This window comes from Psychrobacter sp. ANT_H56B (assembly GCF_008369245.1).
GTDB classification, from domain to species: Bacteria; Pseudomonadota; Gammaproteobacteria; order Pseudomonadales; family Moraxellaceae; genus Psychrobacter; species Psychrobacter cryohalolentis.
On sequence record NZ_VOBF01000001.1, the window covers coordinates 194,921 to 218,778 of the forward strand.

General features: G+C 42.2%; 19 protein-coding genes. 6 read left to right on the forward strand and 13 right to left on the reverse strand.

The window, feature by feature from the left end:
• Positions 1–131: 131 nt before the first annotated feature.
• The 3 genes from FQ082_RS00740 to FQ082_RS00750 form a co-directional block, all read right to left on the reverse strand.
• Complete coding sequence (locus FQ082_RS00740) at positions 132–620, reverse strand: hypothetical protein (protein ID WP_149491669.1); 489 nt, start codon at positions 618–620, stop codon at positions 132–134.
• Between the two features lie 39 nt (positions 621–659).
• Positions 660–1,748: a peptide chain release factor 1 gene (gene prfA / locus FQ082_RS00745; protein ID WP_011513742.1), complete on the reverse strand. Its 1,089-nt coding sequence runs from the start codon at positions 1,746–1,748 to the stop codon at positions 660–662.
• Between the two features lie 242 nt (positions 1,749–1,990).
• A complete protein-coding gene (locus FQ082_RS00750) occupies positions 1,991–3,136 on the reverse strand; it encodes a beta-ketoacyl-ACP synthase III (protein ID WP_149491670.1) in 1,146 nt (381 codons plus the stop codon).
• Positions 3,137–3,456: 320 nt separating this feature from the next.
• On the opposite strand from FQ082_RS00750, the gene pnuC reads away from it, so the two are divergent.
• On the forward strand, positions 3,457–4,209 hold the full coding sequence (pnuC, locus tag FQ082_RS00755) for a nicotinamide riboside transporter PnuC (RefSeq protein ID WP_149491671.1): 753 nt from the start codon (positions 3,457–3,459) through the stop codon (positions 4,207–4,209).
• Positions 4,160–4,768: an AAA family ATPase gene (locus FQ082_RS00760; RefSeq protein WP_149491672.1), complete on the forward strand. Its 609-nt coding sequence runs from the start codon at positions 4,160–4,162 to the stop codon at positions 4,766–4,768. Before pnuC ends, FQ082_RS00760 begins: the two co-directional genes overlap by 50 nt.
• Before the next feature lie 52 nt (positions 4,769–4,820).
• On the opposite strand, the gene FQ082_RS00765 is transcribed toward FQ082_RS00760, so the two are convergent.
• Complete coding sequence (locus tag FQ082_RS00765; protein ID WP_149491673.1) at positions 4,821–5,504, reverse strand: DUF421 domain-containing protein; 684 nt, start codon at positions 5,502–5,504, stop codon at positions 4,821–4,823.
• 253 nt (positions 5,505–5,757) lie between these two features.
• Between FQ082_RS00765 and FQ082_RS00770 the strand changes: the two genes are divergently transcribed.
• A complete protein-coding gene (locus FQ082_RS00770) occupies positions 5,758–6,522 on the forward strand; it encodes a DMT family transporter (RefSeq protein WP_262498110.1) in 765 nt (254 codons plus the stop codon).
• Positions 6,523–6,664: 142 nt separating this feature from the next.
• Entirely contained in the window at positions 6,665–8,077 is a 1,413-nt protein-coding gene (locus FQ082_RS00775; protein ID WP_149491675.1) for an aspartate ammonia-lyase, read from the forward strand.
• 164 nt (positions 8,078–8,241) lie between these two features.
• On the opposite strand, the gene FQ082_RS00780 is transcribed toward FQ082_RS00775, so the two are convergent.
• The 4 genes from FQ082_RS00780 to FQ082_RS00795 form a co-directional block, all read right to left on the reverse strand.
• On the reverse strand, positions 8,242–8,697 hold the full coding sequence (locus tag FQ082_RS00780) for a GlcG/HbpS family heme-binding protein (protein ID WP_149409434.1): 456 nt from the start codon (positions 8,695–8,697) through the stop codon (positions 8,242–8,244).
• 535 nt (positions 8,698–9,232) lie between these two features.
• Positions 9,233–13,498 (reverse strand): ATP-dependent RNA helicase HrpA, encoded by a 4,266-nt coding sequence (gene hrpA, locus FQ082_RS00785; RefSeq protein WP_262498111.1) that lies wholly within the window; start codon positions 13,496–13,498, stop codon positions 9,233–9,235.
• Between the two features lie 206 nt (positions 13,499–13,704).
• The gene (locus FQ082_RS00790) at positions 13,705–14,301 is read right to left on the reverse strand and encodes a DUF1543 domain-containing protein (protein WP_149491676.1); all 597 of its coding nucleotides are present in this window, start codon (positions 14,299–14,301) and stop codon (positions 13,705–13,707) included.
• Positions 14,302–14,522: 221 nt separating this feature from the next.
• Positions 14,523–15,947: an SLC13 family permease gene (locus FQ082_RS00795; protein WP_149409436.1), complete on the reverse strand. Its 1,425-nt coding sequence runs from the start codon at positions 15,945–15,947 to the stop codon at positions 14,523–14,525.
• A 385-nt stretch (positions 15,948–16,332) separates the two neighbouring features.
• Between FQ082_RS00795 and FQ082_RS12925 the strand changes: the two genes are divergently transcribed.
• Positions 16,333–16,494, forward strand: a complete 162-nt coding sequence (locus FQ082_RS12925; protein WP_011513753.1) for a hypothetical protein — start codon at positions 16,333–16,335, stop codon at positions 16,492–16,494.
• A gap of 48 nt (positions 16,495–16,542) precedes the next feature.
• On the opposite strand, the gene FQ082_RS00800 is transcribed toward FQ082_RS12925, so the two are convergent.
• Positions 16,543–17,238: a YoaK family protein gene (locus tag FQ082_RS00800; RefSeq protein WP_149409437.1), complete on the reverse strand. Its 696-nt coding sequence runs from the start codon at positions 17,236–17,238 to the stop codon at positions 16,543–16,545.
• Between the two features lie 111 nt (positions 17,239–17,349).
• The gene (locus FQ082_RS00805; protein ID WP_011513755.1) at positions 17,350–18,156 is read right to left on the reverse strand and encodes an enoyl-ACP reductase; all 807 of its coding nucleotides are present in this window, start codon (positions 18,154–18,156) and stop codon (positions 17,350–17,352) included.
• A gap of 362 nt (positions 18,157–18,518) precedes the next feature.
• Here FQ082_RS00805 and folE point away from each other — a divergent pair, with 362 nt between their 5' ends.
• The gene (gene folE / locus FQ082_RS00810; protein WP_262498112.1) at positions 18,519–19,115 is read left to right on the forward strand and encodes a GTP cyclohydrolase I FolE; all 597 of its coding nucleotides are present in this window, start codon (positions 18,519–18,521) and stop codon (positions 19,113–19,115) included.
• Positions 19,116–19,238: 123 nt separating this feature from the next.
• Here folE and msrA read toward each other — a convergent pair whose 3' ends face one another.
• The 3 genes from msrA to FQ082_RS00825 form a co-directional block, all read right to left on the reverse strand.
• A complete protein-coding gene (gene msrA / locus FQ082_RS00815; RefSeq protein ID WP_149491678.1) occupies positions 19,239–20,489 on the reverse strand; it encodes a peptide-methionine (S)-S-oxide reductase MsrA in 1,251 nt (416 codons plus the stop codon).
• Positions 20,490–20,666: 177 nt separating this feature from the next.
• Entirely contained in the window at positions 20,667–21,992 is a 1,326-nt protein-coding gene (locus FQ082_RS00820) for an iron-containing alcohol dehydrogenase (RefSeq protein ID WP_149491679.1), read from the reverse strand.
• Positions 21,993–22,189: 197 nt separating this feature from the next.
• Positions 22,190–23,857: an ABC transporter ATP-binding protein gene (locus tag FQ082_RS00825; protein WP_149491680.1), complete on the reverse strand. Its 1,668-nt coding sequence runs from the start codon at positions 23,855–23,857 to the stop codon at positions 22,190–22,192.
• Between the last annotated feature and the right edge of the window lies 1 nt (position 23,858).

A 23,858-nucleotide genomic window follows, 5' to 3' on the forward strand; every position in this document is an offset into this window, starting at 1 on the left:
TCTCAAAATTATTAGATAATTAAAGGAATAAACGAAAACGATAAACTTAAATTAAGGGATTAAAACAAAAAATTCAAATTAGGCAGCTGCATAATGATTATGTGGCTTTAGTATTAAAAATAAATAGTAAATTAATCAACACAGATAGCAGGTTGTGCCACACCTTTTTCTATGGTTTGATAACAGCCAAAACCGCTGCTGTCACTAGCGCATTGCCCAGACTGGTTTTTAGTACCACTCTTAATGAACTCACCGGTATTTTTGCACTTACCTTGGCAGTCGGTACTGTCTTGGCAAGCTTTTCCTGCATCGATATAAGTCACCACACATTGATAGCAACCAAGGCGACCTTGCTGTGAAAATGCGCCACCCTTTGCCGTGCACGCTCGTACCATCTCGTTAGGCGGATAGATGCACGCTTGATAAGAAAACGGGTCATTTTTATGAGTCGTTGCGGTATTAGTCGTTACACTACTATCGCGCTGGTCTGGCTGTACGACTGACGTTGATAAAGGCGTGACGCTACAAGCAGATAACCAAAACGCCATTAATATCGCGACAATAGTAAGCGCGATTTTATTAAACGGTAATAGTAGCGATAAATTAGTTATCATATGCATGGCATATGCCTCTTATATTATTGGCTGATGAAGTGCTTATTAAGCACCACCAATACTTGCCATCAAGTCCGCTTGATGCTCACGTAACAGCGCATCAAGGATTTCATCCAAGTCACCTTCCATAATCGAGTCAAGCTTATATAAAGTCAGATTAATACGATGATCCGTCATACGTCCTTGCGGGAAATTATAGGTACGGATACGCTCCGAACGATCACCGCTACCGACCAAATCACGACGTATCGTATCAGCGGCATCTACCTGTGCTTGGACTTTGACTTGCTGAATTTTTGAAATCAGCATTTTCATCGCTTGCGCACGGTTTTTATGTTGACTGCGTTCTTGTTGACACTCTACCACGGTACCCGTTGGTATATGCGTCAAACGTACAGCAGAGTCGGTAGTATTCACGTGCTGACCACCAGCACCGCTTGAGCGGAAAGTATCAAAGCGAATATCAGCTGGATTCAAATCAACCGTATCATCAATTTCAACTTCAGGCATCACAGCGACAGTACAGGCTGACGTGTGTACACGACCTTGGCTTTCTGTATCAGGCACACGCTGAACACGATGTACACCAGACTCAAACTTTAGACGACCATAAACGCTATTACCAGACACACGAGTAATGATTTCTTTATAACCCCCATGTTCGCCCTCATTGGCTGACAAAATCTCTAAAGTCCAGCCTTGGTTCTGGGCGAATTTTTGGTACATGCGGAATAAATCACCAGAGAAAATCGCTGCTTCATCACCACCTGTCCCTGCACGAATCTCAAGGAATGCGGGCACTTTATCGTTAGGATCTTTTGGCAGCATCATGAGATTAAGTGCTTCTTCCATCTCTACGATAGTATCGCGAGCACTGTCAATCTCTTCTTGCATCATCTCTTTCATGTCAGGATCTGATGCTTCTTTTAGCATCGCTTCTGCATCAGCTTGATCCTTTTCTGCACCAACATAGTTCTGCCATAAAGTGGTGATATCCATCAAGTCACTATGCTCAACGGACAGCTCACGGAATTTATTGTTATCACTGATGACACTCGGGTCTGATAATAAGGCAGTGACCTCTTCATAACGGTCTACCATTTGGTCTAAACGCAGGCGTAAGGATTCTTTCATAAAAGGACTTTTAATTGAATAATTGAAATAAGACGGTGATTATAGCAAATTTTTGCGCTTAAATTAAAACCTCTCAGCAATCTTGTCAATATATGAACAAACTTTTCTACTGCTTGCACCATATCGACGCTTTTTTCTGATAATTTGAATGCAGCATCAGCTTCCCTTAAAATTTAAATAAAAAAATAGCCAAGAATACTCTTGGCTATTTTGATAATAATTAAGACTCAGGACTTAAAAAATTAGACCTTACGGACAATTACCGACCCAATAGAGTAACCAGCACCAAACGAGCAAATAACACCCAAATCACCGGATGCAAGGTCATCTTTATAGCGATGGAATACAATCATCGGGCTGGCTGAGCTAGTATTGGCAAATTCAGCAATGACACTTGGCACAATAGCTTTGTCTGCTTCTTTACCGATGACCGTACGCAAGATTAAATCTAGCATGTTGGCATTGGCTTGGTGGAGCCACATCATTTTTACATCAGAAGTTGCGATGTCGTTTTCCTGCAGATGCTCAGTGATGACCTCTGACACTTTTGGACAGACTTCACGGAAGACTTTACGACCATTTTGTAAGAATAATTTATCGGTTACTGGCTCTTTAAGATCCGGATACATCTCTGTTTGCGCTGCCAAAAACTCTGAGCGATCCATAAAACCGTATTCGTTTTTGATATTGGTCGAAAACTGAGTAAATAGCTTAGAGTTTAGAATCTCATAGCCTCTAGGCGTATCCAGCTCTTCTACGATGCAAGCGGTTGCGACATCACCAAAGATAAAATGACTGTCACGGTTACGCCAGTTTAGATGCGCTGAAGTAATTTCAACGTTGACCACAGCGACGCGCTTAGCAAGACCTGATGCGATAGAACCATGTGCTTGTGATAGACCAAAAGTCGCGGCACTACAAGCCACATTCATATCATAAGCAAAGCCGCTCACCATACCGATCGCATTTTGAATCTCGATAGAGACGGCTGGATAAGTACGCTGAAAGTTTGAGCAGGCAAGGATGATACCATCTAAATCATTGGCTTCAAGTCCTGCATCAGCCAAGGCATCATTTAACGCGGCCACACCCATTTCTGCCATGATAGACAGCTCTTCGCCCAAGTTACGATAAGCGATAACAGGTGCCATGATGTCAGGATCTAAGATACCGTCTTTTTCCATCACATAGCGTGATTTGATACCAGATACTTTTTCGATAAAAGCCGCTGATGAAGGCTGAAGAGCCGTGAGTGTGCCTGCTTCAATGTCAGCCGCGTGTTTTGTATTATAGTTTTCAACATACTGATTAAAGGACTCTACCAGTTCTTCATTACTGATGCTAAAAGGCGGGATATACAGGCCGGTGCCTGTGATACAAGTCGTCATGATACGCTTCCTTGTCTACTACTATGGTGCTTGAAATAAGCATAAGGTGAAGTAAAACAACAGTCGTCTAATTTTGGGTGAATGACTGTAAACTTAAAATAAGTGCCTTTATTATGCCTGAATATTATTATTTTTCTAATACTTTGTTACAAATAATCAGCTTCTTGCCAAGAATAAGCAAAGATTGGCTTCATTTTGCGGCAGCTGCGTTATAATCAGCCTTGCTTACTCACGTTATTTGTATAAATAATTGATCTGCATTTTGATTGTCTACATCTCTATTAAGAAATATCAAACTTATTATCTATTTTGGAATGACAATGGTGGAACTTTTGAATTGGTTGTTTGGTCAGTATACCGACTATCCGACCTTGTTTATCGGGTTGGAATTGATTGCGGTTATCTTTGGGGTAGCCAGTGTACTACTCGCCAGTAAAACCAATATTTTGGTATTCCCTATTGGCTTGGTTAGCACCGCTATATTTGTCTATCTCTTATGGAAATGGCAATTATTTGGTGATATGTTTATCAACGCTTATTATACCGTTATGAGTATTTATGGCTGGATCAATTGGTCAAAAAATAAAGAACTTACACAGCATCGAGACCATATAAACCCCACCGCTCACCAACATAACCAAGAGCTTAAAACTACTGATGCGCCAAACCTTATCCAAGTAGAACGTTTAGATAAAAATGACATACCTATATTGGCATTATTAGCCGCGGCAACTATAGCCTTTGTTGCCCTAATATATTACTTTAGACCATTCATCAATAATAACTTTAGTTTCGATGGCGCTGAGCTTGGCATGCATCTATTTACGTGGGTTGACTATACTGACATGCTGACCACTGCCCTGTTTTTGATGGCGATGTGGCTGATGGCACGGCGCAAGATTGAGCATTGGATACTCTGGATTATCGCTGATGCTATCTCAGTACCGCTCTATTTTTATAAAGGTCTAACCTTTACAGCATTACAATACGTAGTCTTCACTCTTATCGCAATTTGGGCTTATTATGAATGGCAACGACGCTATCGCCTTCAATCTCACGCAGCATACGCCTAAATCCGTCATCAAGGTCGCAGTTTTAGGCGCAGAAAGTACGGGAAAAACCACACTGTGCCGTGATTTGGCCGCGCATTTTGACTGCCCTTGGGTGCCAGAATATATGCGCACCTATCTGCAAGAAAAATGGGATAAAGAGCAGCTGACCTGTACGTGGGAGGACTTGCTACCTATTGCACAAGGTCAGATACTGCTTGAGAATAAGTTGGCAAAGCAAGTATCACAAACGTCAAACGACCATCATTATTTATTTTGTGATACCAGCTTGTTTGAACTGATAGTTTATTCCAATTGGTATTATGGCGATTGCCCTGAAACGCTTACCCAAGCAGCATTGGTGCATCATTATGACTTAATACTATTAACCGACGTTGATACACCTTGGGTTGCTGATGACTTGCGTGATAGCCCACATCAGCGCGATGAAATAAGCGCTTATTTTGCTGCTCAGTTAACAGCTCATAACAAACCATTTCAATCAATTGGTGGTGATAGAGAGGTGCGGGTTCAACAAATGGTAAAATTGCTAGATGCATTTAAATTAAATAATAATGCTTAGGCTATTTAATAAACACTATCAAACCTTGCACCTATTACTATTGCACCCATTACTATCTTACGAGCTTAGTGTTTAAGGCTTTTGCCCAGTTCCGGCAGTTATCTTCACAGCGCTCGCAAGGCTGATTGGCATCAGAGATAAAGTCCAAATATCCGCAGTACATACAAGCGTAATATGTTCCTGATTCTACCTGCTCAACCGCCTGATACTGTTTCGGGAAAAGTGGCAGACCATAGCCGGTGTCATCAGGTGGGTATAATAACAGGCTAAAATTGCCATCGGTTTCAAGCAAACCGGTACGAACCTGACCTAAATGCTCGACCCCCTGCTGGCGCATTTCCGCAAAAAACTCATCATGTGACATTTTCCCTTCTGCTATTTTGTCGTGTACCAGCATGCCATCTTCGACGATATATAAGGACTTCCCTTCTAACAAATCTTCAAAAGGCTGATATTTCATCATGCCCCATGTACAGAGCCGGTAAAGCAGTATTACCGTACTCATGATTAGTACTGCTTGGATAATCGGTAAATCCTCGGTAAACATCGGGTCACCTGCGATAGATCCCAGTGACAAGATGATAGTAAGCTCAAAGATGGAGAGCTGTCGAACGCCGCGCTTGCCGGTAAAGCGCAAAAATGAAATGATGAGCACAAACATGACAATGACACGTATCAGTATCTCAGCAGCAAATGTCCATGTTGTATCATGAATGAAAATACTTGCCCAATCCATAATGCTTCCCTTGTTATTATTGTTAATGATGGCATCAAAACCACTCTATTTAAAGCTGCTCTATTTTATGCAAAAACTCACTTATTAATTGTAGGAATTATTTTTGAAAGTCACATTGTATACGCTGATTGCGTTAATAGCCTTTGCTGCAAACTCTCTGTTTTGTAGGATGGCCTTAGCAGAGGGTTATATAGACGCTTGGAGCTTTACCATTGTTCGCCTATTAAGCGCTGCTGTCTGCTTGAGTATGATCATGGCAGCTCAGTCCTACTACTTAAGACATCGCAAATTGAGACTTAGTCATTCTTTCAATGAAGAGCTATTAAGTGAAAGAGGGAATTGGCTGAGTAGCATAAGCTTAGTTATTTATGCGCTGTGTTTTTCGATTGCCTATGTAGAGCTTGAGACTGGCACTGGGGCGCTGATTTTATTTTCAGCGGTTCAGCTCACTATGATTGGTTGGGGGATTTATAAAAAAGAGACGTTGAGTCATTTGCAATGGATTGCCTTTGTTATTGCCATCACAGGGTTTGTATATTTGATGCTACCATCGGCCTCAATGCCTTCATTACTCGCTGCCATGCTCATGGCAATCAGCGGTGTGGCATGGGGTATCTATAGCATACGCGGCAAGACCTGTCTCTCACCGCTGCGAGCCACAGGTTTTAATTTCATCAGAAGTTTGCTAGCGATACCGATATTATTAGTCACTGGTTTTATATATCAAAACATTATGGATGGGCAACTCATTCATATCGACAGTATCACCATGGAAGGGATATGGTTGGCGTGTGCATCAGGGGCAATTGCCTCTGGCATCGGCTACAGCATCTGGTATATGGCAATGCCTTTATTAAAAAACACACAGGCTGCCGTTATACAGCTTTGTGTGCCCGTGCTTGCAGCGTTACTGGGCGTGGTGATTTTGTCAGAGCCGATCACTTTAACTTTTATGATAGCAAGTACTGTCATCTTGAGCGCAGTATTGGTCTTTATTTTAAATAAACAGCCATATTAGTCACAATATAAGGCGCTTATGCTGAAATGTTGTCTATAATGCTCATTTGAGGCGACATCGCCATAGTGATAACAGGGTTTTTATAAATATCGCAGGCGATGGACGTTTTTATCAGGGCTTTTTGTTGAAGGAATTTTATTAAATGACAACCACTACTCGCCAAGAATACGACTTACTTGGTCATCGCGATGTGCCAGCTGACGCTTACTACGGCATCCAAACCTTACGTGCTTTTGAAAACTTCACTGTGAGCGGTGTGCGCTTACATCAATTCTCTACCTTTATCCGTGCCTTTGCTACCGTCAAAAAAGCCGCTGCCATTGCCAATAACAAAGTTGGTGTATTAAATGATACCGTCAAAGATGCGATCGTCGCGGCATGTGATGACTTAATCGCTGATAAATATCATGACCAATTTATCGTCGATATGTTTCAAGGCGGCGCAGGCACCTCAACCAATATGAATGTCAATGAGGTCGTTGCCAATCGTGCTTTAGAGATATTAGGCTATGAAAAAGGGCAATATCAGCATGTGCATCCAAATAATCATGTCAACCTTTCGCAGTCGACCAATGATGCCTATCCAACGGCGCTTAATGTCGCATTGGATGACTATTGCACGCGTCTATTGGATAAGATGGCGGTGCTGCACCAAAGTCTAATTAACAAAAGCATCGAATTCGCCGATCAATTAAAAATGGGACGCACCCATCTACAAGATGCGGTGCCGATGACAGCAGGTCAAGAATTCAACGCTTTTGCAACGATGGTCAAAAAAGAGATGGCGCGTATCGAGTCAACTCGCGCGCTCTTTCATGAGATTAATATGGGCGGTACCGCTATCGGTACTGGCTTGAATGCACCTGCTGGGTATTCAGAGCTGTGTGCTGAGACGTTACAAGAGCTGACTGGGAGACCTTATTATATCGCCGAAGACTTAATTGAAGCCACACAAGATACCAGTGCTTATGTTGCTTTGTCTGGCAATCTGCGTCTGTTTGCTGCTCGTCTATCAAAAATTGCTCATGACTTACGCTTGCAATCCTCGGGTCCTCGTGCAGGCTTGGCACAATATCGCCTGCCTGAGATGCAGCCTGGTAGCTCAATCATGCCGGGTAAAGTGAACCCTGTTATACCTGAGGTGGTCAATCAAACGTGTTTTCATGTAATGGGTATTGATACCGCTATCGTCATGGCATCAGAAAACGCTCAGCTACAACTCAATGTCTTTGAGCCAGTCATTGCTTTTAACCTATTTACCGGTATGAGCATGATGGCAAATATCTGTGAGATATTTGCCACGCGCTGTATCGATGGCGTAATGATGAATAATGAAGCGTGTAATACTGAAGTATTCAACAATATTGGTCTGGTCACCGCATTAAACCCACATTTGGGTTATGAGTCGTCTACCTATGTGGCAAGAAAAGCCCAAGAAACCGGTGGTCGTGTTTATGACATCGTTCTAGAAGAGAACCTGATGGATAAAGAGACATTAGACAATCTACTCTCTCCTGCTAACATGGTATATCCAAAGGTCAAACTGACCCCTTAGTTTTTCTTTTTTAACGTAAAAAGGCTGGGTTAGCGATTGCTAATCCAGCCTTTTTTTATTTTATTGATATCTGCATTATTTGGGGAAAGCCTATAAGCTATATCTACGCACTGTCTAAAGATTGTGAAAATTAAAAATTAGTGCGTGAAACTCGCCCTATGTATTTACTCTAAAACGCTTAAGCCCGCGCGAGCAATACTTACGTCTTCATTGCCATGTGCGCCGCCCACACCAATACCACCAGCCACAATACCATCAATATATACAGGAATACCGCCCGGCATTATCAGTATGTTTTCATCAAGGTATCTGATGTCGGCAGCAATACTACCGTCCGCAACGCCTCTAGCGATGACCGCTGTTTCTCTTTTTTGCGAATTGGCTGTATAGGCTTTTTTATAACTTGAGCGAATAGTGTGCACACCCGCTCGATGATCCTTTAAAAAGGCCAGTATTTGCCCAGAACGATCAACCACCGTCACCGATACCATTAGACCATGCCTTTTAGACTCTATAAATGCAGCATTCACCATATCTTGTGCCATCTCGCCTGTGAGTAACGAGATTTTTGTATCTTGTGTCTCAGTACAAGAGACGCTATCCATAGCTGTAATTCCCATCTTCAATCCTTGATTTGATTTTATGAATAATTCATTGTCTTTGCATAACTCTCAGGCGCAAGCTTCATAGTAATAATCAGCATGCTCACCAATGTGATAAGTAGCATCAGCCAAACGGCTTGAAAGCTACCTGACCACTCACGCAAAAATCCGGCAAAGTACGGAATAATTGCGGTAATAACAAACTAATACCTTGTACAAATGCGGTCACAGCACCAGCCAATGTAGGAGATGACAGAGATTCAAATACGACTGTTAACGTGAAAGAGATGCATCAATTTTGTAAAAATGATAACTAAAACACTGTAGAGGTTAGCAATCGGTGCATGGCGACTGCTTGAATATTTATTCCTCTAGAAAGGCTTGTAAGGTATGAGCTTAGCAGCCAGTGTCATGATAATATTTAAGATGTCTATATAAGCGGTTGAATAAGCTTTTTGATAATACGGGCAAGAGTGTCATGCTTTTACCAAATGGCAACTAAAAGCATGACCATAAAAATTTGCGAACGGTTACTGAAATATTTACTTTTATGCTAACTCATTTTATCCCATATCTTACTGAGACGCTTGGGCGATACTGCCATACGGGTTTTCATCGGCTGAGCAAACAGTTGAATGCGGTACTCCTCGACCATCCAGCGGTAATCGCTGATGACTTTATCATTAGCACGTCCTGCAAGTCTTTCCATATGTAAGTCAAGAGCATAGACGCCATCGAGGTCGGCTTCGACATTGTGCTCAAGACGGTCGATACGAATCTCTAGCGCTTCCAGATAGCGTGGATACTGCTGCCAGTGGCTATAATCCATACGATAAACAAAATCAGCCAAATGCAAATCTGCTAACTGATCTTCAATATCTTCAATAGACTCGCCAAATATCTCTCGATCAAGCATTAGCATGCTTTGGCGAATACGTTGCCAGCGGGTATAAACGTTTTTGAGGGTTTTTATGACCGTTTGACCAATCAGCAAAAAGTTACTTAGTAGCACATCGAGCGTTTGGCTATACTCTTCAGGAGTAAAGGGTAGCTCCTCACTGAGTCCAACCGCAACATCATTAGCACTCTCAGGTAGGTCTGCCGTATGATCAAACAATACATAGTGCTCTTCGAGTGTTGCATCTAAAGTCGCATCAATAATGATAGTCTTAAGCTTTTCCATATCGCCAAGCGGTGCGAATGCCAGTTTAAATATGTTATCAACTTGACTGGTCAGCTGTTTTTTCTTTGAGCCAAGTCTGCTTTTGATTAGCGTTAACACCCCGATACGGTGCGCCTGCAGTGCTGCATTAACATCGGTATATTGATGGATAGATACCGCTTCACCTGCCTCATCAGCAACCAAAGCAGCAAACTGCTTCATAACCACGCCTGCGCTATGATGGTTTTTACTAAAGGCGAAGTGCTCAGGAAATTCTGTATGCGCGCCTTGCTGCTCATTCACCGCTTGGCGCGTCTGAGAGGCATGGCGAATCTGTAGCGTTTGCAGATCGCGTCCTTTTTCGATGATACGGTTCTTATCATCGACCACGCAGATTTGTGGCTGCAAATAACGATCAATACTAGACGGATTAAACTGCTCTGTAGTGACTGACATAATGCCACGGCGATGGAGTGCTTGGCAAAGCTGTTTTAGTAACCCCTGTCCACCCGCAGGCTGCAACTCATCAAACAAGCTATCGGCAGTATCAGGAATAGGTACAATCTGACGACGAATGTCTTTTGGTAATGATTTTAATAATTGCAATACCAACTCAAAACGCCAACCGGGTACGCCCCATAATAGCTCAATTGCATCAAGCTGCGGTAGGGCGACAAGCGGCACACGGATAGTCACCCCATCATCATCGCTCGCTGGATCAAAAATATAGCGTAGTGGCAGCTTTAAGTCACCCAGCTTCCATACTTCTGGGAAATCGCCTGTGGTCGGTGCTTGGCTATTAAGCACGTCTTCATCGGTAAAGAACAGATACTTACTATCGGTTTTTTCAACTTCGGCACGCCAGTCTTCAAACGTTTTGCGGCTCGCAATATGATCGGGGATTTTTTTATCATAAAACTGATACAAGGACTCTTCATCGACCAATAGATCACGGCGGCGTAATTTATCCTCGATGCGTTCAATGTCAGCAATTTTATCCATATTATGCTGTAAGAACGGTGCTTGTCTACCTAAATTTCCAGTAACCAGACCGTCACGGATAAATATCTCACGCGACTCGCTTAGATTAACTTGCTCATAGTTGGTCAGTTGCTTACTGATAATAATCAGACCAAATAAACTGATCTGGGCATAAGCTTTGACACGCCCCGTCTTCTTCGACCAATGTGGCTCAAAGTAGTGATATTTTAATAAGTTACCGGCGGCTGAGATAATCCATTCTGGTTCAATCTTGGCAACGGTACGCATAAAGACTTGCGATGTCTCAACCACTTCAAAAGCCATGACCCAAGGTGGTATTTGCTTAAAAACCGTACTGGCTGGGAATATTTTGGCTTTCTGCTGGCGAGCAGCTAAGTATTCACCGCGATTTTCAGTTTTGTGAGCAATCGTAGACAATAGACCTGTTAATAATGCGCGATGTAAATTGGCGTATTTAACAGCTTTGAGTTCTTCATCTTCAATCGCGGTAGGGTCACTGTGAGTCACTTCTTTCGAGGCATTCTTGTCAGCAGTTTTTGCCTCGTTAGCATCAGTCAGCTTAAGCTCAGTGACCATTTGTACTAACTGACGATGGGTTTGACTCCACTCACGTACACGCGGGAAGCTTAGATAGTTTTTCTTCGTAAACTGCTTACGCTGATTGCCAGACAACTTATTGCCACCTTCGTCTTTCTCAAACAGGGCTTTCCACAGACTTAAATAGAATAAAAAATCAGAATCATCTTGGCGAAATTCAGCATGCTTCTGATCCGCTTGCTGGCGCTTATTTACTGGCCGCTCGCGTGGATCTTGGACAGCAAGCGCCGCAACGACAATGAGCATTTCTCGAATACAATCAAAATCGCTACCAGCTACCAGCATACGTGCCAGCCTTGGATCGATTGGCATACGTGCCATCTTTTGACCAGTCGGTGTCAGAACCAGATGATCCAGACCCTGCTTTGATTTTGGCTTGTTAGTTTGTTTAACTGAAGGTACGTCGTTTTTAGCAGTAATCGCACCCAATTCATCAAGCAATTTATGTCCATCAGTAACCAAGCGACTGTCAGGCGGCTCAATAAAGGCGAAATCATCGACACTACCTAAGCGCAGATTTGCCATTTGTAAAATAACGGATGCTAAGTTAGTGCGTAAAATCTCAGGTTCCGTAAATTCAGGACGACCAGTAAAGTCCTCTTCGCTATATAAACGAATACAAACACCCGGCGCAACACGACCACAACGCCCTTTACGCTGATTGGCAGCAGCTTGCGAGATGGCTTCAATCGGTAAACGCTGTACGCGCGAACGATAAGAATAGCGTGATATACGCGCAAAACCCAAATCAATCACATAGCGGATACCCGGTACGGTCAATGCCGTCTCAGCGACGTTAGTCGCGATAACAATACGTCGGCCGCGACCTGATGGCTGAAAGATACGCTGTTGCTCTTCATAGGTCTGCCGTGCAAATAATGGCAGCACTTCTGTATGTTTAGGTCCATGACGCTCAAGTACTTCTTGTAACTCACGAATCTCAGCTTCAGTGGCGGCAAATATCAAGATATCTGCTTGATCAGCATGACCTTTATTTTGTGCATCGCTAAAGCATTCTTCCACTGCAGCAACCACCGCACGTGGCAGATTTTCTTCAAAGTCGTCGTAGCTATCATCGTCTGAACTGGTTACTGGCTCATCTGTTAACGGACGATAACGCACTTCGACAGGGAAGCTTCGTCCTTCGACATTAAAAATAGGGGCAGGAATTTGCCGTTTAAGCTTATTATCGTAGCGACTAAAGTATTCACTAAAGCGTTTAGTGTCCAGTGTCGCTGAGGTAATAATGACTTTTAAATCAGGGCGCTTGGGCAGCAGTTTTTTTAAATAACCCATAATAAAGTCAATGTTTAAACTACGCTCATGGGCTTCATCAATAATAATAGTATCGTATTTACTCAAAAAACGATCATGACCAAGTTCAGCAAGCAAAATACCATCAGTCATTAGTTTAACGACAGATTGCGCCGTGCCCTGCTCATTAAAGCGAATCTTGAAGCTGACCGTATTACCAAGCTGCTCGCCCAATTCTTCAGCGATACGGTTTGCCACACTGCGTGCCGCCAGTCGTCGAGGCTGTGTATGCCCTATTTGCCCACGTATACCGCGCCCTGCTAACATTGCTAACTTAGGCAGCTGCGTAGTTTTACCTGAGCCTGTCTCACCTGCAACGATAATCACTTGGTGGTCGATGATTGCCTGAATCAAATCATCACCACGTTGGCTAACAGGGAGATCCTGATTCAGTTTTTCTGCCAGCCTATCTGGAATGCTCTCTATACGCGCTTGCACCGCTTGCTGCGAACGAGCTTTTAATTGCTCATATTGGGCGCGTTTTTTATCCAAATCATTGCTATTTTTAACATTGTTTTTGTCATCCGTATTGCTATTTTTATTAGCAGACGATTTTGCACGTGCCAGCTCACGCTCAAGGCGACTGAGATAATACTCATCCTTCGCGAGTACAGGTAAATTAGCAACAGAAATAACCTGTTGAGTATCCACACTTTCTTTCTGCGTATTTTTTGTCTCGGCGTTCAGATTTTCGGCTTGTACAGGCTGGATTTTTTCTTGATTTTCTGTTGAAGTATCAGGCATATTTACTTAGGCTATTTATTATTTAGGAGTTGTTAGATTATGGGGATAATTGAGCTGCGATTCAAGTTACTCGTGTATGGCCTAGACTTGAGTTGTTGCTTATAGAACGTATCAAATTTCTGAAATAACCAAAAATCTCACAGAGATAAGGAGTGATTAGACGTATCTCTTAAAACTCATAAACACGTAAGCGACAATTAATATTATCACAGTGCTAATTTTTTAAGATTTTTAATACTTAAATATCCTACGTATTTTTTATCTTCTATGACATTTATACTTTTATCAAGCGCTCTGGCAAGAGGCTCGATAATGATTTTAACATTTGAGATAAGATCATTGACGTTATATATGTTGTCTATATCTACTTCAAACTTGTCATCAATATGTGAAGCAGCGTTAAAAGGCGATGCTGTATCTTTAAAAGTAAATTGTTTATAAAATTCGCTCTGTTTTGCTTGTTTAACTGCATCTGCTTGGCTATCAGCCACGATAAGTAGCTTATAATGAAATTCTTCAAAACTGCCCTGCTGATAGCCGCCTAAATTGATAAAGAATAGCTTTAAGTCGTTGGCGCACTCTGCTTGAATATTGGATTCCACTAATTTAATCGCATAATTATCAACTTTGCTAATAGCGCGGTATGAATCAATATGCCACTTATTTTTCACTTCAGGCCAATGATTATTGATATCTGCTATTAATTCATTAACCTGATTGGCCACGCCAAAAAATATATCGTGTTGTTCAATCAACCGCCCTTTGGGGCGACCGCCTAATTGAATCATATATAGGGTTGGCATTTTAGAGATTCCTTAGACATCTTATACGTTCCTTGTTAGATAAACCTAGTCAGTTAATAGTCATCCCAATCTGCTTTGAGCAGCTAATAAATCAATGATAACAAGAAAGAAACGATAAGTATTTTATACCGACATTATGACTACTAGTAAATGAAAAACCCAATGTTTAAGAATCACTTAAACATTGGGTTTGTTCGGTTATAACTGTTTTCACTCATAGATTATAGTAAGAAAAAATATGCCCACAAACCTATGATAAAGGTAGAAATAACATTCAGTATGACACCAACACGTATCATCTCTGTCTGCTTAATAAGACCCGTCCCAAAGACAATAGCGTTTGGTGGCGTGGCAACTGGTAGCATAAATGCGCAAGAAGCACCGATACCAATAATCATGACTAATACTGCAGGTGGTAGACCCATTTGCTCAGCAATAGCCGCAAACACAGGGACTAACAAGGCGGCAGAAGCCGTATTAGAAGCAAATTCTGTCAAGAATATAATGAATGCCGCAACTGCCAGTACCACGACGATAAGCGGTGCAGAGGAAAGTCCATTAGCAACTGCTTGACCAAGAACCAACGATGCGCCTGACACTTTTAACACCGTTGATAGCGCAATACCACCACCGAACAACATGAGCACGCCCCAGTCGGTGTTATCAGAAACTTGCTTCCATGAGACCAACCCTAAGCTGACCACTGCTGATGCTGCTAACAATGCCACAATAGAATCAACATCATCAATATTAAGTGCAGCACCAATTTGTTTCGAAAGTATCCAGCTTAGCGCTGTGACGATAAAAACAATAATCGTCAGTACACGCGGCTTATTCCATGCAATAGCCTCATCATCTTCGTTCAGCGTGACCTGACGGTTAAGATTGGGCTTGAGGAATAAATACATGGCACCGAGCAATAATGGCAACAGCACCAACATCATCGGAATACCAAACTTCATCCAATCGACAAACGCAATATCCAGCGCTTTTGCAGCAATAGCATTGGGTGGTGAACCAACGATCGTACCCAAACCACCAAGGCTCGCAGAATAGGCAATACCTAATAGTACGAACACAAAAGTGCCACGGTCTTTTTCGCGGTCAACCTGCGTTAGAATACCAAGTGCCAGTGGCAGCATCATCGCTGCAGTAGCGGTATTTGAGATCCACATTGATAAAAATGCGGTAACTCCAAATATTAAGAATACCGCATTCCTCAGATTACCACCTGACATGGATAGAATCTTAAGCGCTATTTTCCTGTCTAATTGCTGCACATGCAATGCCGCCGCTAGTGCAAAGCCACCAAAAAACAAATAAATAATTGGGTTAGCAAAGCTTTGTAAGCCAATTTCAGCATCGAAATCCGGTAAACCAATTAGCGCTCCTATGACCACCACCAATATCGCTGTAATTGTCACATGTACTGCTTCAGTTAACCATAAAACGCCGATAAAGAACAACATGGCGAGGCCTTTATTGGCACTGATATCATACGGCAATACGTTATAGATAAACAGACTGATAACCGCCGCGATAGCGACCACTATCAATCCTTTACCGGTACCTTTTGGGAAGGTATCGGTAAATAAATACTCGTTGCCATCATTAGGAAGATGGCTATCTAGTTTTTTCTCTGACATATAATGTCCTTATTGTACCCAAAGACGGTGTTAAAAATTATAAACATAAAGACGTATTTCAGCCGTTAACCATACCTTTATAATCGTACTTAATAACAGTACTGACAAAAACAAGGTGCCATCATAGCAGAAATATTATCCACCAAAATATTATCAATATAGACATATTGAAAACCTTGTCAGAAATATAATCTTTATTTCATCTATCCAAAACCAATTGGCTTTATAAGTATGGCTTTAAATCTATTTTGAAAAACCAAAAGTTAGTCTGATACAAAGTTACATACCGTCACTAAATATGTCCATATCTTCCCTGTACAACTCATAAGCTGTATCACATACTAAGTTGGTGAAGAACGTTAATAAAAACAAATAGGAGATTCTCATGGCAGATGACAACAAAACTGACTCAACGACGAAAATGGCACCAAAAGACATCAACCAAGATGGATTGGCTAAAGAAGATCAGCAGCGTACTGACGATTCTGCGTTAGATATGATGCAAGGGTTGCACGAACATGAAGACCATAAAGAAGACGATCAGTAATCTGTATGGATTCGATTGAAATAAAATTTAAAAATGAAAAAGTGCTTATCAAACTGATGGGCGCTTTTTTCTTGGCTGTCTTTTTTCTGGTAGATTGTCTGATACATAGTTGTATACGAAGGCTGCGCTCAAAACAATAGTAATAGGCAAAAACAACGCACCATAGCCCACTCTGGCATATAAAAAAGCACCTACAGCACTGCCAGCGCAAAAACAGTACCAAATAATCGCCTGAAAGCCTAATGTTGGCTTACTGATACGACGACCCGCCAGCCAATTACCGATGGCAGCGCCCATATCTGAGGTTAGTCCTGTTAAATGCGTGGTACGAATAACTGCACCGCTATAAGTTGCAACCATTGCATTCTGTAAGCCACATGCCATAGCAGCGGCAAGCTGTCCTAGATAATCATGCTGCTGGTATAACCAATAGCTTATTAACAATAATGCCGCTTCAATGTAAAGCGCATTGCCATAACGTCGACCAAGCTTCAATGACGTCTGACCGATAACAAAACCACTTAATACAGCCCCTGCCAAAAAAGACAGCAGTAACGCGCCGATAAATAAAAGGCTCCGAATGTCTAGATAAGCGATGGCAGCGGCAAACAAGCTTACATTACCTGTCACATGCGAGACAGATAAATTGGTAAAACCCATTAATGCTGCCGTATTGACACAGCCTGCACTGAATGCCAATACGGCGCCACCCCACAATATCCATCTTGGTAATTTGGTTATCATATTCGTCGCTTAATGGCTTATCAGCAAAAAATCTATAGTATAATCAAAAAAGACAGCCGATTGGCTGCCTTCCTTACTTCTCATTATATATCGTTGAGAATTGCCTTTTAACTATTTCGGCTCATCAAGCATCATTAGCTGCTCGCTGATCGCAACCGTATTGAAGCCTGCATCAACAAACATAATCTCGCCAGTGATACCAGATGCCCAAGGCGACAATAAAAATAGCGCGGCATTACCGACTTCAGCTTGAGTAATGTTACGCTGTAGAGGTGCAATCTTTTCGCTAATATCGAGCATTTTACGGAATGACTTGATGCCACTGGCGGCAAGCGTACGAATAGGACCTGCCGAGATCGCGTTGACGCGAATGCCCTCACCGCCCATAGAAGTTGCAAGGTAGCGAACACTGGCTTCAAGACTCGCCTTTGCCATACCCATGACGTTGTAGTTCGGCAATACTGAAATACTGCCTTCATAAGTCAACGTCAACATTGAGCCGTGGCGCATAGCAAGTAGCTCACGCGATGCTTTTGCCAATGCCACAAAGCTATAGCTTGAGATATCATGGGCGATATGACTGCCTTCACGGGTTGTCGCATTGACAAAATCACCATCAAGCTGATCCATCGGTGCAAAGCCAATCGCATGTACTACGCCATTAATGCCATCGCCCCAATGGGCAGTGACTTGCTCAAAACAAGCCGCAATAGACGCATCTGATGCCACGTCACACTCAAGGACTAAGTCCGCCTCAAATGCTTCAGCCGCCATATCTACCCGTTTTTTGATTTTATCATTAGGATAAGTCAAAATTAACGACGCGCCTTCACGATGTAGTGCTTCAGCGATTGCCCAAGCGATAGATAGTTTGCTAGCGATGCCTGTAACGACAAAACGCTGTCCTTGTAATAGCATAATATTTCCTTTTAAGTCAATTTAGGTCATTTAAATGATCGATTATTTTTAATAGTTGGCTAACAAATAGCGAGTGGAGGTACCAATTGAAAGATGAGTTATTATACACGAATTGATTTAAGTAAACAGTCGTAAACTGTTTTTGCTTACACTGTATTAATGCCTAATCCCGCTCAATAATACCATTTAATATTGATAAAACGGTGAACTACCGGCTACAGCAGTAGGAAGTTAAGTAGATTTCGAGTATAATCACAGCCCTCCCAGCTTGCACAATTTTTATAATAATCCTTTACAACCATTGTTTGTAACTAAGGATTTAGCGTTAAGCTACACCCACATTTTGGATGGCTGCCAAACTTATGAGCAATACCGCAACAATCGCATCAGACTACCAAGAAAGCATCGAATCCTATCGCCAGCTCATCGCCTCAACGGGTGAGGACTTGCATCGTCCAGGACTTGAAGACACCCCAATACGTGCTGCCAAAGCATTTGCGCATTTGACCAAAGGCTATCATCAAAGCTTAGATGAAGTCGTTAATGACGCTTTGTTTCCATCGACCAACCGTGAGCTGGTACTGGTGCAGAATATTGAGTTTTATTCATTGTGCGAGCACCATATGTTGCCTTTTCACGGTGTTGCACACATTGGTTATTTACCAAACGGTCAAGTGTTAGGGCTGTCTAAATTTGCTCGTATCGTCGATATGTTTTCTCGTCGCTTGCAAGTTCAAGAAAATTTAAGCGAACAAATAGCGCAAACGATTATGGATGTGACAGGTTGCCGCGGTGTGGCAGTAGTGATGGATGCCGCTCATATGTGTATGATGATGCGCGGTGTCAATAAGCAACACTCTACTACACGAACGATGTCAATGTTAGGTGAGTATGTACATGACAATCAAGCGCGCAATGAGTTCTTAGATGCTGTACCGAAGCGTAAACCTGCTTTTTAATAGACTAAAGACGTTAAATTTAAAAAAAGGATACCTAATTAGGTATCCTTTTTAATACAAGCTATTCACGATTTTCAGTCATTAAACAATGTTAAAAAGCTATTAAAGATTATCAAACAATGCCTAGCTAGCTGATTTTACGTCATTAATCCATTTACCATAGCCAGCCGCTTCCATCTGCGCCAGTGGAATAAAACGCATTGCTGCTGAGTTCATGCAATAGCGTTTACCCGTCGGTGCCGGACCATCGTCAAATACATGACCGACGTGTGAATCTGCATAACGACTACGAATCTCGGTACGGGTGCCAAATATTCCTCGATCTGCCTTTTCCACGACAAAGCTAGCATTCAGTGGACGAGTAAAGCTCGGCCAACCTGTACCGGACTTGTATTGATCACGAGACGAATATAATGGTTCACCTGATACTACATCGACATACAGTCCAGATTCTTTATTATCCCAATATTCGTTATCAAAAGCGCGCTCAGTACTATCTTCCTGAGAGACTTTATATTGAATGTCACTTAGTGATTTTTTAAGATCAGCTTTTGTCGGTTTTACAAAGGTATCTGGGTCAAAGCCTGCACTTGTCTTAACTGTCGACGGCTTTACTGCAGCTGACGAGGTATTCGACATTGCTGACTTTGCACTGATTACAGTCGGTTTGAATTGGTTGAAATCTAACTCATATTTTTTACCATAGACACTTTCAATGAACTGGTAGCGACCAGAGTTAAACGTATAAGCTTTATAACGTAGTGGATTCTTTTTGTAATAATCCTGATGATACTCTTCTGCTGGATAAAATTCGCTAACAGGCACAATCTCGATTACAACTGGCTTTTTATAGACGCCAGAGGCTTGCAGCGATTGCTTGGCAGCTTCGGCTATCTGTTTTTCTTGCTCACTATTATAAAAAATAGCCGGACGATACTGGGTGCCTCTATCTACAAACTGACCTTTATCATCAGTAGGATCAGCGATTCGCCATAGTGCTTGAACGATACCATTGTAGGTAATCTTGGTCGGATCATAATAAACTTGGGCTGCTTCAGTATGCCCTGTACCACCAGCTGAAACAGTACTATAAGTTGGATTGTTAGATTCGCCACCTGTATAACCTGATACCACCTCTACCACACCAGGAATCTTTTCATAACCCGCCTCGACACACCAAAAGCAGCCACCAGCGACCGTTGCTACTGCTAAATTAGGGTCAGTAGGCGCATAAGGATTGTCAATGGAAACATTTTTTATGGTAGGCGGTTTTTCAGTGGAGGCGCAACCGACATAAAAGACACTGCTCGCTACTATCGCCATACCGACGACTTTAGCTGGTAATTTATAATTCACTAATAATCGGTGTGTCATGAAAAGCTCCTAAGGGTAATATCATGTAACCATCGTAACCCTTAGGTCTCACAGAAATATTCCTAAAGTGTTGTTTATATACACCATATTTAATGAATGGCCATAAAAAAAGCTTATTACCCTTCGACAATAAGCTTTCTATTAATTCATGACTAGATTATTCATTTAGCAAATCATCTATGCAACTTTATCGCTCTTAACATCAGTATCGGCATGCTCATCACTGGCTTGCTGAATCTTCGTTAAAATGCTCTTGATTTCAGATGCTGACAGATACGTTGGCACTGCATAGGTATCACTGACTTCTTTAGCTGCGGCTTTAGCAATGCTATCAAAGTCAGTGGTTTTCATACCTTTAACCGTTGGATCAATATTTAAAGTAGCGATCAATTCGCGAACTTGCGCAATCAGATGATCTGCAATCACAGCATCACTCTTGCCGGCTTGACCATCCTTAACCATACCCGTTTTTCTAGCCAGATCTGCTAGTCTCTTTTTGCTTGCCTGACGATTGACATCAAGTACATAAGGTAACACGATGGCATTGGCGCGACCATGAGGAATACTATAATACGCACCAAGCTGATGAGCGATGGCATGGACATAGCCAAGGCCCGCTTTATTAAAGGCAATACCGCCGTAGTGAGCAGCAATACCCATTGCTTCTCTGGCTTTTAAATTGCCGCCGTCTTTATATACTACTGGCAGATTCTGCATAACTGACTTCACCGCAGAAGCCGCATAATAGTCGGTCTCGACGCTCGCATTAGCACTCATCCAAGCTTCTAAGGCGTGGGTCAACACATCGATACCCGTATCCGCTGTGATATGAGCCGGCATCCCTTTCATAATAACTGGGTCAATAGCGGCGGCTAATGGCACCATTCTTGGGTCGATAGATAGGGATTTTTGATGGGTTTTATCATCTGATACAACTGCACCAAGTGTCGCTTCTGAACCAGTACCCGCAGTTGTAGGCACGCAGTACAACGGTACAGAAGGCTTTCGTGCTTTAAGAATGCCGATAAGTTGCTGCGGCTTGCAATTGTTGCCTTGTGACATAGCAATCATTTTAGCTGCATCAATGACTGAGCCACCGCCGATAGCAATAATAGAATCGCATTTAGCATCAACGGAGATGCGTAGCCCTTCTTCAACCACTTTAAAAGTAGGGTCTGGCGTAATACCGTCATAGACTTTATAGCGGATATTTTTGCTATCTAGATAATCAGTGACTTTTGCAGGTATACCAAGCTTATTCAATACCGCATCAGTGACGATAAAGACATCAGTGCTACCTTCATTAATCAGCATGTCGCATAGCTCATCACAAGAGCTTTCGCCGACGAATAACATCGGTCTTCTAATCGGAATAACATAAGCAAAGGCTTTTAGTACTTTGGCGCGTGTCTTGGCAACGGCTAAATAACCAGCATGCTGTAATCCATCGGTACTTACTAACTTGCTACTTACTACTTTAGCAATACTATTTTGTTTTTTCATGGGTATAAAAATCCTTTTTTAATGGCAATAATGACCGTTTCAACTAACCGAATAAATCAAGGTTCAAATAATATATATAGGACTAGGTTCTATATAAAGTAAACTACTGTCCAAACTTATTGTACCATTGCGATTTTTGGTATGTCGCTATTAGTATGAACTGCTATGTTCTGAGTATTTAATATCATTTACTTAGGCTATATCACACTCGCCTGAAATAATTGCTTTGCATACGGATGTTGTGGATTATTAAACACGTCTTCGGTACGCCCAAATTCAATGCACTTGCCTTCTTTTAACACTATAATTTGCTGACACAAGGCACGGACTACTTTTAAATCATGACTGATAAACACATAGCTGATTTGCAATTTTTCTTGAATTTCACGTAGCAAATTCACTACAGTGACTTGCGTAGTGCTATCAAGCGCAGACGTTGGCTCATCCAATATTAAGAGACTTGGCTGCATAATAAGGGCACGAGCCAGAGCCACCCGTTGACGCTGACCACCTGATAGCTCGTGCGGATAACGCTGCGCAAACTCTAACGGTAAATGCACGGTAGCAAGACTGTTCATTACTGCCTGCTGACGTGCTACTTTAACAACGCCTTGTACTAACAGCCCTTCTTCGACGATTTCCATGACAGTCATACGAGGGTTAATACTGGCAAATGGATCTTGAAAAACCATTTGAATCTGTGAGCGGAAGGTGCGCAAATCACGTTTTGATAACGCCGCAATATCTTGATTATTCACCATTATCTGACCACTGACACGCGCTTGATTGCTAAGTAACTGACTTAACGCAAGCGCTATGGTAGTTTTCCCTGAGCCTGACTCACCAACGATGCCCAATGCCTGACCTTTTTGCAGGCTCATATCGACGTCTTTAACAGCCTCGAACCAACGTTTGGTACCACCAAACAGACTTTTTTCAATTGGAAACTGTACTTGCAAGTTATTTACTTTCAATACAGTTGGTTGCTGACGCTCAGCATCAAATAAATCTAATGCTTGTCCAAAGTCTTGTTTGATTAGCGATCGGGTATATTCGGCTTTAGGCTGATTGAACACACTTATGGTTTGCCCCTGCTCAATCGTTTGCCCTTGACGCATAACGATGACTTCATCACTGTAGCGCCTGACCAGATTGAGGTCATGGCTAATCAATATCATTGCCATATTATGCTGACGTTTAAGATTGTCTAATAGAGCGAGAATCTCATGTTGCAAGGTTACATCAAGCGCGGTGGTTGGCTCATCAGCGATTAAGATGTCAGGTTGCTGCGCTAATGCCATGGCAATCATCACCCGCTGACGCTGACCACCCGATAACTCATGCGGATAGCGATTTAGCTTATCAGTAGGATCGGTGATATTGACATCATTTAACAAGACGATACTTTTTTCATGCCATTGATTTTTGGATACTCCGATTAGACGGAGCGATTCTGCAATTTGTTTGGCAACTGTATGCAATGGATTAAGCGCTGTCATTGGCTCTTGGAACACCATACCGATGCGCTGACCACGTACATCACGTAGAGCTGCATTACGTGTTCTATCGTTGGCTATCGGTAATGTAATCATTCCTAATGTATCTGCTAACTGCACTTTACCAGTAACGGTCAAGCTATCTGGGAGCAGGCCTAATAGCGCGAGACTTGCGATCGATTTACCAGAGCCTGATTCACCAACGATGGCTAGTGTTTGACCTTGCCTGAGCTCATACGTTAGCTTATCGACTAAAACAGTACCCGAAGTGGTTGCAATGTTAAGCTTATCCACTGTCAGCATGAGCTTATTTGATATATTGCTATGATTGTCATTTAAAAGACTATTTTTCTCAGTAGCAGTTGTCATA